The sequence below is a fragment of the Chitinophaga pinensis DSM 2588 genome (assembly GCF_000024005.1).
Classification (GTDB): Bacteria; Bacteroidota; Bacteroidia; order Chitinophagales; family Chitinophagaceae; genus Chitinophaga; species Chitinophaga pinensis.
Genome location: NC_013132.1, coordinates 8,908,459 through 8,924,141 on the forward strand (window position 1 = coordinate 8,908,459; position 15,683 = coordinate 8,924,141).

A 15,683-nucleotide genomic window follows, 5' to 3' on the forward strand; every position below is an offset into this window, starting at 1 on the left:
TAAGTGAAAATCGCGCGGAGGATTTTGAGTGAACTTTGATGTAACACGACGACAAAAATACGACATCATGAAATTAACAAATCAATCCAACACCCCCCTTTCGCATGAGGTGATTGAAACAGCAAAATCACTCCGCACGCTTTACTTCACACGTGCTGCATTCTCTATCATCTGGGTACTGCTGGTAGCTACCGTAGCTAAAACCGATGCTATTGCAGCGACCATCCTGTTCATCATATACCCGGCCTGGGATGCATTGGCCACTTTTTTTGATATCAAGGCCAATCCTGGCGCTACCAACAAAACGCCACAATATGTTAATATGGCCATCAGCATTATTACGACTATCGTAGTCATCTTTGTCATTCAGAAAGGTATTCCTGAAGCACTGATCACATTTGGTGTATGGGCATTGCTGACAGGGCTGATCCAACTTATTCTTGGTCTTCGCCGCCGCAAACAAATGGGGGGTCAGTGGCCGATGATCCTCAGCGGCGGCCAATCTATGCTGGCTGGTGGTTCCTTTATCTATATGGCGCATGCGCCCAATCAAGGGATCACCACATTAGCAGGCTACGCTGCTTTTGGCGCCTTCTACTTCCTGCTTTCTGCCTTCCGCTTAGGCAAAACGATCAAAAACAATGCTGTTACGGCGTAATATTTTATACGCTGGTCACTAGCTGCCAGATAGCCAGCCATGTGTCGTCAATTCAAGAGCGTGCTATATCTTGTTTTGACACTATTGGCTGGCTATTTATTCCCTGATAATACTTCCACTGCCGCATATGCCCCTCACCGGATAAGCGATTGCTTTCCGGACGGGAATTACATACTGTTTATATTTCATCACATCCGGACGATCGCCGCCGCGTATCGTCCGTTAAGCATCAATTACAACAATTAATGAAAATCAACTTCCTGGTGACCGGTATGCTCTTATGTACCACCGGCACATACGCCCAAAACATGTTCAGTATGGCCAGCCAACACCCGGCCGATACTACTAAAAGCGAAGCCATGGAACAAGCCATCCGCTTCTCCTCCCTTCGCCAGGCATCTATCACGGCAGATTTCTTTGGCTCAGGTCATTTCGATTCAAAACTGAACGAAAAAGATTTCGCCAATGGCAAAAGCCGCAATGCAAGGATCAGCTCTTACGTAACTGTTCCCATCAGCAGCTGGAACGGAAATACGATCGGCGCGTCTGTCTATCATACAGAAACATTTTTTAATGTCCGGGAGGTTGAAAACAAACTGGAGAGTCCAACAGTCAACGTAGGCGATATGTCCAAAAGCACACTTGGTCTGTCCATCAACTACTCAAGAATAGATGCACTCTTCCACACGCCGGTTGTTTATTCTGCTGTTGTTACAGGTATCTCCGATAACCTGAAAACCATCAGAAGATTCAACTTCAATGGTAGTATCGCCTTTCCATTAAAGCGGAATGAAAACACCTACCTATCCGTAGGTGCTATCTTGCTGATTGACCCTTCCGCACCGCTGCCGGTATTGCCTGTAGTCAATTACTTCCATAAACTCAATCATCATGGCTTAGAACTGATTGTAGATCTTCCTCAGGGTGCCATGATCAAACAATCATTATTCCGTAATGCCTGGGTGTATGTTGGCGCTAGTTACAATACCTATGCAACATTCTATAAATCAGATAACCCTGCGTTACCTGAACATTTCAGCTATAACACAGTGGAAGTCAAGAGTGGCCCTGGTTTTGAATACCTGCTCGGAAAACATGTCATTCTCGGTGTAAAAGGCGGTGTTAACAATGTGCTCACCGCGAGAGCCTTCGGGAAGAACAACAGCTATAATGATTCATTCATCATGACCACCAATAAATCCACCTTTGCGGGTGAGTTCCGGATATCTTTACTGCCCTTCTAATAATAGAGCAGCTATATATCCATAAAACCGAAAGGCCGTATCCTACTAATGATACGGCCTTTTTTAACTGATTGATTAGCTCTCTAAAACCTCGCAGACAGTTAAGAAGTTGTATTCCTGTCGCTTTAACAGACAGTAAATAATAACAGGAGCAAACAAACAGTGTGTGAAAGAAAAAATTGCGGAGCTTAGTCGTCCGTCTAAACTCCGCTTTAGTATAGCTATTGTATGAACCACTTAACTTGCCTGCTGAAGATCTCCTATTACAAATGAAAGCGCCGCTTCACGCTCATTCAGAAAACGTTCTGCATCTAAAGCTGCCATACAACCCGTTCCGGCGGCAGTGATCGCCTGACGATACACAGGATCCTGCGCATCGCCACAGCAAAACACACCAGGAATATTGGTCGCTGTTGATCTTGGATTAGTTTTGATATAACCCGCTTCATCCATGTCTATTGCGCCACTGAATATCGCGGTGTTGGGTGTATGACCAATGGCGACAAAAAATCCGGTTACCGGAATAGCCGATTCCTGCTTCAGTTGATTGTTGTATACTTTTATACCTGTCACACTCCGGCCATCTCCCAGCACCTCAAGGGTCTCGGTATTGTACAACACCTCGATATTGGGAGTATTAAGTACACGCTGTACCATCAGTTTAGAAGCACGGAACTCATCACGGCGAACCAGCATATATACCTTATTGGCCAGCTTAGACAGATAAACAGCTTCCTCTGCAGCAGTATCTCCTGCGCCAACAAGCGCCACATCTTTTCCACGGAAAAAATAACCGTCACATACCGCACAGGCAGAAACACCGGAACCATTGTATTTCGCTTCTGATTCCAGCCCTAACCACTTCGCAGAAGCACCAGTGGAAATAATGATGCTGTCGGCCATGATCTTCTTTCGCTCGTCTACCGTTACCTCATATGGATAAGTACTGAAATCTACACCACTGACATAATCATAACGGATATCTGTACCAAAGCGAAGTGCCTGCATACGAAAATCTTCCATCATAACAGGACCGGTAATACCAGTGGGATAACCCGGAAAGTTTTCTACTTCTGTAGTCTTTGTCAGTTGTCCGCCTGGTTCAATGCCGGTATACATTACCGGCTGCAGACCAGCACGTGCAGCGTAAATAGCGGCGGTATATCCTGCAGGACCGGATCCGATGATCAGACACTTTATATGTTCAGTTTCAGCTAACATGGTCAACGGGTTTAGCGTTTCCGTCAATGTGTTGGTGTAAACCCTTATAATTAACATTCAGGCTGATCACAACACCGGTTAATGCTTTAGACAACAGACAGTTCTGTTTAGCGCCGATGGCATATTCCAGAAATGCTTCTTCAGATAAGCCCTCAATCGGCGAAGCATCTAACGTCAGTTCAATATCACTGATGCTGCCTTTTGACGGAGCGATGGTAACAACAGCAGTCGTATCAAGATCTGCTACTTTCAGCCCTGCCTGTGATAAAGCATAGGTCAATGCCATTGTAAAACAACCGGCATGTGCAGCCGCCAGTAACTCTTCAGGATTAGTACCGATACCATCGGCAAAGCGGGTATTGAAAGAGTAACGGGTTTTGTTTAATACAAGGCTATCTGTAGTTAATTCACCATGACCTGTGCTCAGGTCACCATTCCAGTGAGCTTTTGATGATCTTCTCATTGTCGTAATATTTTGTTGATGCAAAGTTGCACTGAAACACATTCTTGTTTTTTCACTTTAGTTAAATCAGACAGAAAAGTTTTACTACTCGGCTGTTTTTAACTTTAGTGAAAAATAAGCAGCTGTAAAAGGAGGACTTTTGTACTATTATTATTGCCTGCTATGAATTTAAAAATCAACCAGCCCGCGCCAGATTTCATTACCCGGGACATTTGGGGGAATACGGTGCAGCTCAGCCAGCTGCGGGAACAAAAGGTACTACTGACATTCTACCGGCATGTTGCCTGCCCGGTTAATCACTTGCGCTTTCAGGAACTGAGAACGTATGAAAAGGAGTTCTGTAAAAAGAAGCTGGCCGTACTGGCAGTGTATGAGAGCAGCAAAGACAACCTGCTGCGTTATAGTGAAGATGAAAATTATTACGCCAGGTTAATAGCTAACCCGGAGTTTGATCTCTACGAAAAGTATGATATAGAGCTGAACACGCTCAAGCTATTATTCTCTATGTACAATGGAGGTCCGGCAAAAGCCGCAGAAGGGTTAAAACTGATGAAACATCGTTTCAAGGCAGAGGGACATAACAATCTGATGGGAGGGGACTTTCTCATTGGCGAAGACGGCCTCCTGAAACAGGTGTATTACAACCAGTTCCTGGGAGACCATCTGCCAACGAAAGAAATACTGGCATTCATTAATGATCCTGATTATAAAGTCATCGGTTCATCCACTTGTTGCGATTAATACACTGCCTTATCGTTTCACAGTTCTTTACTATCGGTTTTTACTTGCTAAATATTCACAGAAGCTTGTCCCGAAGCAAGGATATACGCTTCTTTCAATACTTCCGCATATGTCGGATGCGCGTATGATATTTTTCCCATTTCATTGACTGTTATCTCAAACTCCATGGCGGTAACAGCCTGCGCAATCAGATCAGCAGCCCTTGCACCCACAATATGCACACCCAGTATTTCACCATATTTCGGATCTGCCAGCACTTTCACAAAACCTTCTGTATCCATTCCCGCCCTGGCTCTTGCATTAGCAGAGAAGGGGAACTTACCGACGTTATACGCTACCTGTTTCTTTTTCAGTTCCTCTTCAGAGGCGCCTACTGAAGCAACTTCCGGCCAGGAATAAACGACGGATGGAATACGGTCGTAATGAATATGCGGGTTTCCACCATGGATACGCTCAACTACAAAAGTGGCTTCTTCCTCTGCTTTATGTGCTAACATGGCGCCGCCGATCACATCCCCGATAGCATAGATATTGGGAACTGCCGTCTGTAATACCTCATTCACAACGATCATTCCCCTTGGGTTCAGCTGCACCTGTGTATTTTCAAGACCTAAGTTATCCGTATAAGCTTTTCTTCCTACTGCTACCAGGACATAATCCGCCGTCAGTGATTGTTCCTGACCCGCTACGTCTTTATACCAGACCTTCGCAGCATCGACCGTATTTTCTGTTTTAAATACAGACTGTTGCAGCAGGATCTCAATTCCTTCTTTTGTCAGCAATTTCTGCAGTGTAATACCCGATTCACTATCCATAGTCGGAATCAGGCGGTCTGCATATTCCAGGATGGTCACCTTTGTACCAATTCTGCTGAATATAGAAGCCATTTCTACGCCTATCACACCACCACCGATAATCACCATTGTTTTAGGCCGTTCTTCCAATGCTAATGCCTCTGTTGAGGTAATAATCCTCTTCTTATCCAATACCACTCCTGGTATAGTCGCCGGTTTAGATCCCGTAGCGATGATGTACTTACCTGCCTGAATGGTACGGCTTACCCCATCCTGACCCCTTACCTGTAATGTCGAGTTATCCTTGAAAGAAGCCAGTCCCTGAATCACACTTATCTTATTCTTCTTCATCAGGTAATTCAGCCCCTGTGTATTCTTCGTTACGACCTCACTTTTCCTTTTGTACAACTGCTTAAAATCCAGCTGAATACCCTGAAGATTAATCCCCTGTACAGCAAACTTATGCAAGGCATCATGATAATGATGGGTGCTGTCCAGCAATGCTTTCGTAGGGATACATCCGACATTGGTACAGGTACCTCCCAGCGTACTGTATTTCTCAATAATCGCTGTTTTATACCCTAGCTGCGCAGCACGTATCGCTGCCACATATCCGCCCGGTCCTGAACCTATCACTACTATATCAAACTGTTCCATAGTGTTATTAATATGATTGTTATTATTAATCGTAGCTGATCAGAAAAATACCTATCGGTATATTTATAGTGATAAAAAAAGGCTTGTTCATCGAACTTACCACTGTAAAGGTAGTTAAAATATACCAATTGGTATATTCATATATCAGAAAGCTTCCACATCTTTGCAAAAAAGAAGAACCGATGTACAGCTTTAAAAACGACTATGCCGAGGGAGCACATCCCAATATCCTGCAAAGACTCATAGAAAGTAATCTTGAACAACATCCGGGATATGGCGAAGATGCATATAGTGTAAAGGCAAAACAGCTGATCCGACAGCAGCTAGCAAAGGAAAACACCGGCATCTATTTCGTCACCGGCGGTACACAGGCCAATCGTTTAGTGATGACGGCCTTTCTCCGGCCACATGAAGCGGTCATCAGTGCCAGAACAGGGCACATCTTCGTACATGAAGCGGGCGCTATTGAAGCAAGCGGACATAAAGTGATCACGATTGACAGTCCTGACGGCAAACTGACACCGGAAGCAGTAGAAGACATATTACAACAGCATTCGCTCGCGCCTCACATGGTAAAACCGAAACTGGTGTATATCTCCAACTCTACTGAAATAGGCACGATTTATACCAAACAGGACCTGACGGCATTATCCGAATGCTGCCGGAAGAACCAGTTATACTTATTCATGGACGGCGCACGCTTAGGCAGTGCACTGGCAGCACCAACAGGTGACCTCACGCTCGCCGACGTGGCCAGGCTGACAGACGCCTTTTATATAGGCGCTACCAAAAACGGCGGATTACTGGGAGAAGCCATTGTTATCAATAATCCACAGCTGGATGTTGATTTCCCCTATATCCTGAAACAGAACGGTGCTTTGCTGGCAAAAGGACGTCTGTTAGGCATCCAGTTCTACGAACTCTTTCGGAACGATCTTTATTTAAACCTTGCCAGACATGCCAATGCTGCCGCTGCCAGGATATCTGATCATGTGCGTAGCAAAGGATATAAACTCCTGATCGCATCTCCTACCAACCAGATATTCCCGATCTTCCCGAATACGCTGATTGAAGATTTAGGCAGACAATTCCAGTTCTATCCCTGGAAGAAAATAAACGACCAGCATACGGCACTGAGGTTGATCACCTCCTGGACGACAGCCGAAAGTATGGTAGACGCTTTCATAGCAGCTATACATTAAAAATCAATCTCTTTCAGATAGTAATTTATTACCTTTACCTGCCTAAAAATGTCCCGACCATAAATGTTATACATACTACTAAGCGTCATTTGCAGCGTAACGGTATCCGTGTTGCTGAAACTGGCTAAACGCTACGAGATCAATATCCTCCAGGCCATCACCACCAATTATATTGTTGCTGCCGGCTTCAGTTTTCTGCTCTATCAGCCTGACCTGGCACAAGTCACTGCCAGCTCTCCCTGGTGGGCATTCATCAGCTTAGCACTATTGCTGCCATCCGTATTTCTGATCTTAGGCGCTTCTGTTAAGCAGGCTGGTATCGTTAAAACCGATATTGCACAACGCCTGTCTTTGTTCATATCAATTGTTGCCGCCTGGTTGCTGTTTAAAGAGACCTTTAACAACTATAAAATAATTGGTCTGATACTGGGTTTTGTAGCTATCTTCTTTGTGCTTCGCAAACCACAGCAGCAAGCCAGTGAACGTAATCAGTCATTAGCCCCGCTATTCGTATTCCTTGGCTTTGGTATCATCGATATCTTATTCAAGCAGGTAGCTTTGGCAAAAGAAGTGCCTTACACCACCTCCCTGTCCCTTATTTTTATATTATCATTCATCGTTGCTGTTGTCATCTCAGCGGTACGGATTATTGTAAAAAAAGAGCAGGTACGTGTAAAGAATATTCTCTGCGGAGTCATCCTCGGGATCTTCAATTTCGGGAACATCCTGTTTTATATGAAGGCGCATAAATTACTGCATAACAATCCTTCTACTGTTTTCGCAGCGATGAACCTGGGAGTGATCGTCGTTGGTAGTCTGACGGGTATTATCATTTTTAAAGAAAAGCTCAACCGCTATAATTACGCAGGTATTATCCTTGCTATCATCGCAGTGATCTGTATTACCTTATCGCAGATTTACGCGTCTTAATCACGAAAGAAATAGCTGTACTTTTTCCCAACATCTATTGATATGCGAAAAAATACAGCTATATTCACTACGTGCTTTTCGGAACGACACAACAGAATCCCTGGCTTAACCCTAACCCATCATTATATGTACATCCAGCGATTATACCTATTACGTTTCGAGCGAGCGCCATTCCAGTTTACCCAATGTTCATAGTTAACCAATTAAATAATCCCCTCAAATGAAAACAACTATTGTCTACCGTTATGCCCTTATTCTGTCGGTATTATCAGGTATTTTATTTTCCTGTAGCAAAAACAACGTCGAGACTAAGCCTACAGAAAGTGATCCCGTCCTGCGTTACATCAAAGAACTTGGCTATAAAGACAGCCAGATCAAAGACATTGGAGAAGAATATCTCGTTGATGAAGATATCTTATTCAGCAAAACAAGCAAACCTGATCAGTCCATACTGGACAAGCCAAAGACCGAACAATACGGCACGGCCAACTATGTAGGCTACAACATACAACCCAATATCCTGGTGTATGTTGATCCTTCTATGAACAGTTATCTGAGCGAAATCAACAGTGCTATCGGCATATGGAACAGTGTCGCTAACTGCAGGGTGAAGTTTACTATCACAACAACTGCAGCATCTGCACATATCCGCATTATCAACAACAACCTGGGAGCAGGTGTTTGTGGTGCGGCTTATTTCCCGATGAATGGTCTTCCGGGTGCACTGGTAAGGATTAACATCAACCAGATCGCCGGTAACTCATTCGCACAAAGAACCCGTACCATTGCACACGAACTGGGACATTGTATCGGCTTCAGACATACCAACTGGCAGTCTGGTGAACCACAGTCAGGTGTATTGAGTGATAACGGCGCTTATTTCGACGCTTATCATATCCTGGGTACGCCGACAGGCGGAGATGCGAATTCCCTGATGAATGCAGGCCAATGCGGCATCGGCGCTACTACACTGTCCAGCTACGATATACTGACAGTGCAGTTCCTCTATCCAACACAGGTACCGGTAGCGGGCACCGTTCCGGTATTCCGCTACTACTCCAGAGCTACCTCTCAGGATTATTTCTATACGACCAGTCTGGAGGAATTGGGTAATGGTACCAACGGCGATTATATCTTTGAAGGTGTAGGCTTCTATGCATTCCCTAATCAGCCGGCTAATACCGTTCCTGTTTACCGCTGGTTACGTCCGACATGGGATCACTTCTGGACAATCAGTCCGACTGAAATTCCTACCGCCAGCACATTGGAAGGCACTGCTTTTTATGTATACGGATCTCCTATCAATAATGCGGTACCGGTGTACAGATACTTTAACAGTTCATTCGGCGACCATTTTTATACTAAAAACCTGGACGAAGGCACTCTCCGTGCAGGATATGTACTCGAAGGCATAGCCTGGTATGCTTATTAATATACTCTTTTTACAACAAGCCTGGCATCCAGGACATGCCAGGCTTGTTGATAACACCTCAATATGCGACTATACCTGTTTTTTATCATTGTACTTTTCTTCTCTTGTAAACAGACAAACAATACCGCCAACACGGTAAAAATAAACGGGCATTTAAAAGACCTGCCTGATGGCATGTTGTATATTTTGAATGATAAACAACAACAGATAGATTCCACCCATTCGGATAAGGGACAATTCTCATTCGATCTGCCAATCACCAATAACGACCAATACTACTATGTCACGTTAGAACACCTGGACGATACAAAGGTTAAAAGGCTGTTCCATTTTAAAACGAACAAAAAGTATAAAGGCAATGAGTTGTTCCTTCAATACTTCATCGCCGAAGATGGCCTACAGATCAATGGTGCAATAGAAGACTTCACACCTAAAGACATGCGCCTGCCTGACAACATCCGTCTGGTACATCTGTCTGAATTTATAACAGGCGCACAGAATACTGTGATGAATAACATCGATTACGATTTCAATCAACCGGTGAATGATAGCGCTTGGGATATATTGAAAACGCTTGTCCGTAAATACCCGTCCTCCTATTATTTAATACATGAAATAAATAAGTACCGGAATAATTATTCAGGCAATCAACTCAAGGAACTACTGGCCTCTTTTGATGAAAATATCCGCCAATGCTTGGAAGCAAAGACAATCAGTAATGCTATCGCTATTAAACAAAGCAATACTAAGACAGCTAATAACACCAGACTCCAGGCCATCGATAAAACATTACAACCGGTTATAGACGCAACAGCCTCCGTTAATATGGTCATTCTCTGGGCCAGCTGGTGCGCGCCCTGCATCGCAGAAATTCCTGAATTGCAGAAAATATATACAAAGTATCAAGCCAATAGCAAGTTTCGTATGCTGTCTGTCAGCCTGGACGCAGAAGAAGACAAATGGAAAAATGCATTGGAGAAACATCCTATGCCATGGACGCAGCTTTGGTTGCAACAAGCACTGAAAGAATATCAACAGGAGATATTCCAGTTTGATAATAGTATTCCTACCATCATTTTCTTTAACAATAAAGGAGAAATAATAAAAAAATATACCGGGGCGAATGCCAGCAATACCGAACAGTATATCCACCTGATTGATACTTCCCTGTAATTTCCGGCCACCCGACACGGAAATTCTATTTTTAATTGTATATTAAACGATTAAATCAACCTATCAGCCGTAGCATGCACTATAAATTATTTATCCCGATTGGGATCATGCTGATCTGTGGCTGCCTGCACAACCGGCAACACACATCTCAGGATCCGTTATCCTCCATTCCAAAAGAACAACTTGACTCCATCATGGCACTCGCTCAGGCACAGGCAGCACAAGCTGATACGCTTGGTACACTGATTCTCTCTATTGACAACAGCGTAAAGGCTACCCCGGCAGACAAGTCCCCTGATAGTACCCTTCCATGGGTGAGTATCGCGGAAACAGACACCGAAATTAAAAGACTGATTAATCCGGATGAGATCGTCCTGCCCTTCACAAGGGCCAGACTGATCATTGACTATCCACTGAATAATCCTGCCATATTTGAATTATCCGCTTCAGGTAAAGGTTTCACAAGGAAAGAACTCATAAAATACATCGGCGACAAATATCATATGATATATGAAGAAGAAGAGCAATCAGCCACTACCAAAACAGTTCCCCTGAATGAAAGAAAAGAGCTTATTAACAGAAATACGACCGATGGAAAATATGGCGTTTGGGGGCATGATCTGTCTGACCTGTCTTTAAGCACTATTGAAGTATACAGAGATGATAAAGGACAGATTTCCCTGGTACTGGATATTAATTCCTGACGGGATAAGGTCATAAGCGGAAATCGGGGTAGCTTTATGACATGGTACTGTTTTCTTCCGATTTATAAATCGTACAGGTAATGTTATAAAACCTACCCGTATCAAAACGTATGGCAATTTATCTTTGATCCAAAGATTCACAACCATGCGTTCTACTCATATTTCCAGGAAAGATTTTATCAGAAATTCTGCACTCGCCACATTAGGACTGGGTATCACACCTTCCCTGCTGTCGGATGTAAAAGCTGCAAACCCACACGAAACAAACACGATCGCTGGTAGTAAGAATCTGAAACTGAAGAATGTACGCCTGGAAACAGGATTTGAATATGAAGGCGATGAAGTGATCGCTACCAAAACCGGACTATTCTGCGTTGAAATAGCCAATGGAAAAATCACCGCTATTCTGCCTAATGCCCCAAAGGCCAATGCAACAGATGCCAAAGGTCTCCTGATGCTGCCTGCTTTCAAAGACATGCACATCCACCTGGATAAAACCTTCTATGGTGGTCCATGGAAAGCTGCCAGAAGAAAACAGGGCGGTGTAAAAGGAATGATCGCACTGGAGCAGCAGATCCTTCCGGAAATGCTGAAAACCTCCACCGATCATGCAGAAAAATTAATCGCATTATTGCAGTCCTGTGGCTCCAGCTTTGCCCGGAGCCACGTCAATATCGAACCTACCTCCAAACTGGACTCTCTTAAAAACCTACAGAAAGCGCTGGAAAATAAAAAAGACTCCTTTGGTGCAGAACTGGTCGCTTTTCCACAACACGGACTGTATTATGCAGATTCTACTTCCCTGATGAAAGAAGCGGCTAAGATGGATATTGATTTTATCGGAGGAGTAGACCCTTATTCGCTGGACGGTGAGATTGCCAAACCGATGGACTTCATTGTTAAACTGGCACTGGATAATAACAAAGGGATTGACATCCACCTGCATGAATCAGGAGATTCCGGATTGAAAACGGTCGAATACCTGATAGACAGGGTCAATGAAAATCCCGTTCTGAAAGGAAAAACCTTCCTGAGTCATTGCTTCGTATTGGGTAAACTGGAAAAACAGAAACAGGAAGAAATTGCAGATAAACTGGCGCAGGCAGAAATCGGGATTATGTCTACGATCCCTTTCGGCGGATTGATCATGCCGATTCCTACGTTGTACAAATACGGTGTAACGGTCGGTACGGGGAATGACAGTATTATTGATCACTGGAATACCTGGGGCCTGGGTAGCGTGCTACAGAAAGCCAATCTGATGGCTCAGCTATATGGCAATTCCACAGAATTCCTCCTGTCACGTAGTCTCAGACTGGCTACCTACAACATCCTGCCACTCGATGACAAAGGGCAGCAACAGTGGCCAAAGAAAGGCGATGCTGCCGATGTGGTACTGATTGATGCCAGTTGCTCGGCAGAAGCAGTATCCAGGATATCTCCTGTCAGGTCATTGATCCATCAGGGCAAGATTGTCTTCTGATGGTAGGAGCATCTCCTTTACAAACACAAAAGGCAGGGCACAGAAAGATCGTAAAGATCCTGGAGTCCTGATAGTGTGGCAGTTATCGTTGACAGGGCTGGGTTATTTTTACTAATTTAGCCTGGTCGCTGTCGCAAACGATACATACCAGCCAGATGAATTATCAGAAAGATCATTTTCCGGTATTGAGCATTCAGGAGTTCAGTCAGGGTAAATCCGAAGACTGCAAAGTACTGTTTCATGAACTGCATGGAGAACGATCTATTGATGAAGCCCATAAACATGACTTCTTCATCGCCATCCTCTTCGAAGCCGGACGCGGCACACATACCATCGATTTTGTCGAACATCCTATTACGGATTTACAGCTGCACATGGTCTTTCCCGGCCAGGTACATCAATGGAAAATAAAAAAGGAGACGGTAGGCTATCAGCTGATGATAGAACGGGAAGCATTTGAATCCGTCCTGCCTAACCTGCGCTTTTCATCGGCATTATACCAACGTCATCCTGTGATGACGCTAAAAAAGGGCGCGTATGAGTCCCTTCTTTACGAATTCCGCTGTGTACAGAAAGAACTTGATAAAAACGAGCCCTTTGAAGCGCTGATCAAAGCCCGCTGCGGTGTTATTGGATTACTGATCAGCAAAACAGCTGAAAAACGTTTCAGTGATTTCGACATCTACAATTCCAATGCTATTCTGTCGCGCTTCATTAGTCTTATCGACAGATACTTTAAAGAACAACGCTCTGTTGCCTTCTATGCACATGAGATCAACATCTCCCCCAATTATCTCAATATGGTGTGCAGAAAACAGCTGAATGTCGCTGCTTCCTCCCTTATACAGGACAGGGTGCTGCTGGAAGCAAAACGACTGCTGAAAACGTCTTCCATGACAGTAAAAGAGATTATCTTTGACCTGGGCTTTTACGATCATGCCAACTTCTCCAAATTCTTCAAGTCCCATACAGGCATGACGCCATCAGCCTTTAAAGAACTGAAATAAAGCTATAGGCAGATATCCGTTCTATGTTTTATTTGATAAGTATCATCCTTCATTCATCCTTCGTTGCACGAACGAAAGATGAACGAAGGATAACAAATATCTAAAGGGGATTTATAAATAATGCAAGACCTTCATTTATATCCAGGCCACCAGCTGAAAGGTTTTCATGTCATAAATCAGGATCTGGTTTTTGTCCGTTTTATCATATTTACCATTATCATTGATGTCATAATGGCCTGCAACGGTGACAGTTCCCGTCTGCCCCCGGAAAGCCTTTTTCCATAACAGGAATGTTAAAAAAGCAAAAGGGCCGCATTGCTTCCCTTGAGCTGCTACCCCAATGACTAACAAACAGTACCCTCAAAACTTTATGTGAAAAAATAAACTAATGCGTCACACCTTCGCCGAGATTGGGGGTAGCTCAAGTGGAAGAGCATCTGCTCTGCAGGCAGCGGGTTACAGTTTCGATTCCTTGTCCCCTGACCGCCGCTGATGCTGGATGACGCCGCAGCCAGGATCTATGATCCCATTTACAGGGGCATACAGGGTGAAAAGCTGGCTGGCAAACTTTTCAAGGACTATATTGAAGTAAACTGGTAAAATACCGGTATCTGAAAAATCAACTACCTTAGCAGCAATAAATCATTGCCTCTGCAATTCTTCTTCCCATACAGGCATCCCACATTGCCTGGATTTGTATACTAACGGGCGACTTATGACCCGTCTTTACATCGCAGTACCTGCGATGCTGTTATCATTATGTATATAAATCAAAATAAACACAGACATGTTTTTCTTAGAAACGGAACGGCTACAGCTGATTCCCCTGACCCACGATTTGCTTACGCTTTGTCAACAGGATCGCGCCGCTATGGAGGCGAAACTCGGCCTCAATAAATCTGATATGCGCATCGATCCGCTTTACATGACTGAACTGGAAGATGCACTGACCCATTTCTGGATACCCATGACCGCAGCCCATCCTGACAGGTACCTATGGTATACCAACTGGGAAATTGTGCTAAAAGAAGAACGGCTGGCGATCGGCGGTATTGGCTTTATTGGCTATCCTGATGAAAATGGACAAACGGAAACCGGATTTATGCTGGATAAGAACTTTCATAGCAAAGGCTATGCAAAAGAAGCACTAACCGGCATTACTAACTGGGCTTTTAGCCATGTGGAAGTAAGCACCATTATTGCAAAGACAACAACAGACAATCTTCCCAGCAGAACACTCCTGGAACGTGTTGGCTTCCTGCCTGCCGGACAGGAAGCAGACCTGTTAATCTATAACAAACAACGCGTCTGATAATATCAACAAAGACCCGGTAACCCGGGTCTTTGCATTTATTAAACAAGCAGAAAAAACAACTTAGCAGAATTCCATCATCAGCACTTTCATATTATCTACGCGTTTTCCAAAACGCTTTCTGATATACCACCGGTTAAGATAATAACCACCCACACCCAACAATACAGCCAGCACTACTATCCAATATGTGTTCATTCCTGTATACATCAGGGCGCCACCTAATGCGACAAAGCTGGTGATGGCAGATATCCACAGATAAAGTCGTAAGGTCTTTTGTGTTTGCTGATATAATGCCGTGACATAGTACCTGATATCTGTATCCTTCTGTAAAAGTGATAACCGTATCAATCTTACAAACATGAACAGGCAGGTCAGCAGGTATACTATCCCTCCCAGGTAGATCATATTGAGCGCCATTGTTACATCAGGTTTATGACTATCCTTTTGAAAAATATTGAATGCTAAAAAGAGCACATTGAAAAATAAAGCCCCCAGTACTAACAACACTTCCCTGATAAATTCTGATGTCAGCAGCTTTTTGCTCTCTGATAAACGTTCATCGATGATCCTGCTCACGGACTGTTCACTCAGCGGATCTACATTACCTTTTCCGGCTACTCCCTTGAGCAGGGATTCGAAATCATCCATTGGTTCCATAA

15 protein-coding genes and 1 tRNA gene are annotated in these 15,683 nt (G+C 44.0%); 12 read left to right on the forward strand and 4 right to left on the reverse strand.

All coding sequences use genetic code 11. The features are described from left to right. The first annotated feature begins 67 nt into the window (after positions 1 to 67). Complete coding sequence (locus tag CPIN_RS35240; protein ID WP_012794683.1) at positions 68 to 658, forward strand: DUF308 domain-containing protein; 591 nt, start codon at positions 68 to 70, stop codon at positions 656 to 658. Positions 659 to 903: 245 nt separating this feature from the next. Beyond that, positions 904 to 1,902 carry a hypothetical protein gene (locus CPIN_RS35245; RefSeq protein WP_012794684.1) on the forward strand — a complete coding sequence of 333 codons (999 nt, stop codon included), beginning with the start codon at positions 904 to 906 and terminating at the stop codon, positions 1,900 to 1,902. Positions 1,903 to 2,139: 237 nt separating this feature from the next. Here the strand turns inward: CPIN_RS35245 and trxB are convergent, their stop codons facing one another. Together trxB and CPIN_RS35255 are read right to left on the reverse strand one after the other, a co-directional pair. Further along, entirely contained in the window at positions 2,140 to 3,123 is a 984-nt protein-coding gene (trxB, locus tag CPIN_RS35250) for a thioredoxin-disulfide reductase (RefSeq protein WP_012794685.1), read from the reverse strand. Next, positions 3,113 to 3,586, reverse strand: coding sequence for an OsmC family peroxiredoxin (locus CPIN_RS35255; protein ID WP_044220460.1), 474 nt, complete (start codon positions 3,584 to 3,586; stop codon positions 3,113 to 3,115). The genes trxB and CPIN_RS35255 overlap by 11 nt, the downstream gene beginning before the upstream one ends. A 162-nt stretch (positions 3,587 to 3,748) precedes the next feature. Between CPIN_RS35255 and CPIN_RS35260 the strand changes: the two genes are divergently transcribed. Further along, positions 3,749 to 4,327, forward strand: a complete 579-nt coding sequence (locus tag CPIN_RS35260) for a redoxin domain-containing protein (RefSeq protein ID WP_012794687.1) — start codon at positions 3,749 to 3,751, stop codon at positions 4,325 to 4,327. A 47-nt stretch (positions 4,328 to 4,374) separates the two neighbouring features. Here the strand turns inward: CPIN_RS35260 and lpdA are convergent, their stop codons facing one another. Next, a complete protein-coding gene (gene lpdA, locus CPIN_RS35265) occupies positions 4,375 to 5,778 on the reverse strand; it encodes a dihydrolipoyl dehydrogenase (RefSeq protein ID WP_012794688.1) in 1,404 nt (467 codons plus the stop codon). A gap of 182 nt (positions 5,779 to 5,960) precedes the next feature. On the opposite strand from lpdA, the gene CPIN_RS35270 reads away from it, so the two are divergent. The 9 genes from CPIN_RS35270 to CPIN_RS35315 all read left to right on the forward strand — a co-directional run bounded on the left by CPIN_RS35270 (position 5,961) and on the right by CPIN_RS35315 (position 15,021). Continuing rightward, on the forward strand, positions 5,961 to 6,980 hold the full coding sequence (locus CPIN_RS35270) for a threonine aldolase family protein (protein ID WP_012794689.1): 1,020 nt from the start codon (positions 5,961 to 5,963) through the stop codon (positions 6,978 to 6,980). A gap of 63 nt (positions 6,981 to 7,043) precedes the next feature. Further along, on the forward strand, positions 7,044 to 7,910 hold the full coding sequence (locus tag CPIN_RS35275; RefSeq protein WP_012794690.1) for a DMT family transporter: 867 nt from the start codon (positions 7,044 to 7,046) through the stop codon (positions 7,908 to 7,910). A 220-nt stretch (positions 7,911 to 8,130) separates the two neighbouring features. Beyond that, the gene (locus CPIN_RS37340; protein ID WP_012794691.1) at positions 8,131 to 9,342 is read left to right on the forward strand and encodes a M57 family metalloprotease; all 1,212 of its coding nucleotides are present in this window, start codon (positions 8,131 to 8,133) and stop codon (positions 9,340 to 9,342) included. A gap of 63 nt (positions 9,343 to 9,405) precedes the next feature. After that, positions 9,406 to 10,515, forward strand: coding sequence for a TlpA disulfide reductase family protein (locus CPIN_RS37345; RefSeq protein ID WP_012794692.1), 1,110 nt, complete (start codon positions 9,406 to 9,408; stop codon positions 10,513 to 10,515). Positions 10,516 to 10,589: 74 nt separating this feature from the next. Continuing rightward, the gene (locus tag CPIN_RS35290; RefSeq protein WP_148230699.1) at positions 10,590 to 11,219 is read left to right on the forward strand and encodes a hypothetical protein; all 630 of its coding nucleotides are present in this window, start codon (positions 10,590 to 10,592) and stop codon (positions 11,217 to 11,219) included. Between the two features lie 145 nt (positions 11,220 to 11,364). Beyond that, positions 11,365 to 12,702, forward strand: coding sequence for an amidohydrolase family protein (locus tag CPIN_RS35295; RefSeq protein WP_012794694.1), 1,338 nt, complete (start codon positions 11,365 to 11,367; stop codon positions 12,700 to 12,702). A 155-nt stretch (positions 12,703 to 12,857) separates the two neighbouring features. Beyond that, on the forward strand, positions 12,858 to 13,709 hold the full coding sequence (locus CPIN_RS35300; RefSeq protein WP_012794695.1) for a helix-turn-helix domain-containing protein: 852 nt from the start codon (positions 12,858 to 12,860) through the stop codon (positions 13,707 to 13,709). Positions 13,710 to 14,119: 410 nt separating this feature from the next. Next, positions 14,120 to 14,193, forward strand: a tRNA-Ala gene (locus CPIN_RS35310). 303 nt (positions 14,194 to 14,496) lie between these two features. After that, a complete protein-coding gene (locus CPIN_RS35315) occupies positions 14,497 to 15,021 on the forward strand; it encodes a GNAT family N-acetyltransferase (RefSeq protein WP_012794698.1) in 525 nt (174 codons plus the stop codon). A 63-nt stretch (positions 15,022 to 15,084) separates the two neighbouring features. Here the strand turns inward: CPIN_RS35315 and CPIN_RS35320 are convergent, their stop codons facing one another. Beyond that, positions 15,085 to 15,681, reverse strand: coding sequence for a hypothetical protein (locus CPIN_RS35320; RefSeq protein WP_012794699.1), 597 nt, complete (start codon positions 15,679 to 15,681; stop codon positions 15,085 to 15,087). Positions 15,682 to 15,683 lie beyond the last annotated feature (2 nt).

Coding starts and splice junctions, on each gene's coding strand:
- CPIN_RS35240 (WP_012794683.1), top strand. CDS start 68: ATGAAATTAACAAATCAATCCAACACCCCCCTTTCGCATGAGGTGATT.
- CPIN_RS35245 (WP_012794684.1), top strand. CDS start 904: ATGAAAATCAACTTCCTGGTGACCGGTATGCTCTTATGTACCACCGGC.
- trxB (WP_012794685.1), bottom strand. CDS start 3,123: ATGTTAGCTGAAACTGAACATATAAAGTGTCTGATCATCGGATCCGGT.
- CPIN_RS35255 (WP_044220460.1), bottom strand. CDS start 3,586: ATGAGAAGATCATCAAAAGCTCACTGGAATGGTGACCTGAGCACAGGT.
- CPIN_RS35260 (WP_012794687.1), top strand. CDS start 3,749: ATGAATTTAAAAATCAACCAGCCCGCGCCAGATTTCATTACCCGGGAC.
- lpdA (WP_012794688.1), bottom strand. CDS start 5,778: ATGGAACAGTTTGATATAGTAGTGATAGGTTCAGGACCGGGCGGATAT.
- CPIN_RS35270 (WP_012794689.1), top strand. CDS start 5,961: ATGTACAGCTTTAAAAACGACTATGCCGAGGGAGCACATCCCAATATC.
- CPIN_RS35275 (WP_012794690.1), top strand. CDS start 7,044: ATGTTATACATACTACTAAGCGTCATTTGCAGCGTAACGGTATCCGTG.
- CPIN_RS37340 (WP_012794691.1), top strand. CDS start 8,131: ATGAAAACAACTATTGTCTACCGTTATGCCCTTATTCTGTCGGTATTA.
- CPIN_RS37345 (WP_012794692.1), top strand. CDS start 9,406: ATGCGACTATACCTGTTTTTTATCATTGTACTTTTCTTCTCTTGTAAA.
- CPIN_RS35290 (WP_148230699.1), top strand. CDS start 10,590: ATGCACTATAAATTATTTATCCCGATTGGGATCATGCTGATCTGTGGC.
- CPIN_RS35295 (WP_012794694.1), top strand. CDS start 11,365: ATGCGTTCTACTCATATTTCCAGGAAAGATTTTATCAGAAATTCTGCA.
- CPIN_RS35300 (WP_012794695.1), top strand. CDS start 12,858: ATGAATTATCAGAAAGATCATTTTCCGGTATTGAGCATTCAGGAGTTC.
- CPIN_RS35315 (WP_012794698.1), top strand. CDS start 14,497: ATGTTTTTCTTAGAAACGGAACGGCTACAGCTGATTCCCCTGACCCAC.
- CPIN_RS35320 (WP_012794699.1), bottom strand. CDS start 15,681: ATGGAACCAATGGATGATTTCGAATCCCTGCTCAAGGGAGTAGCCGGA.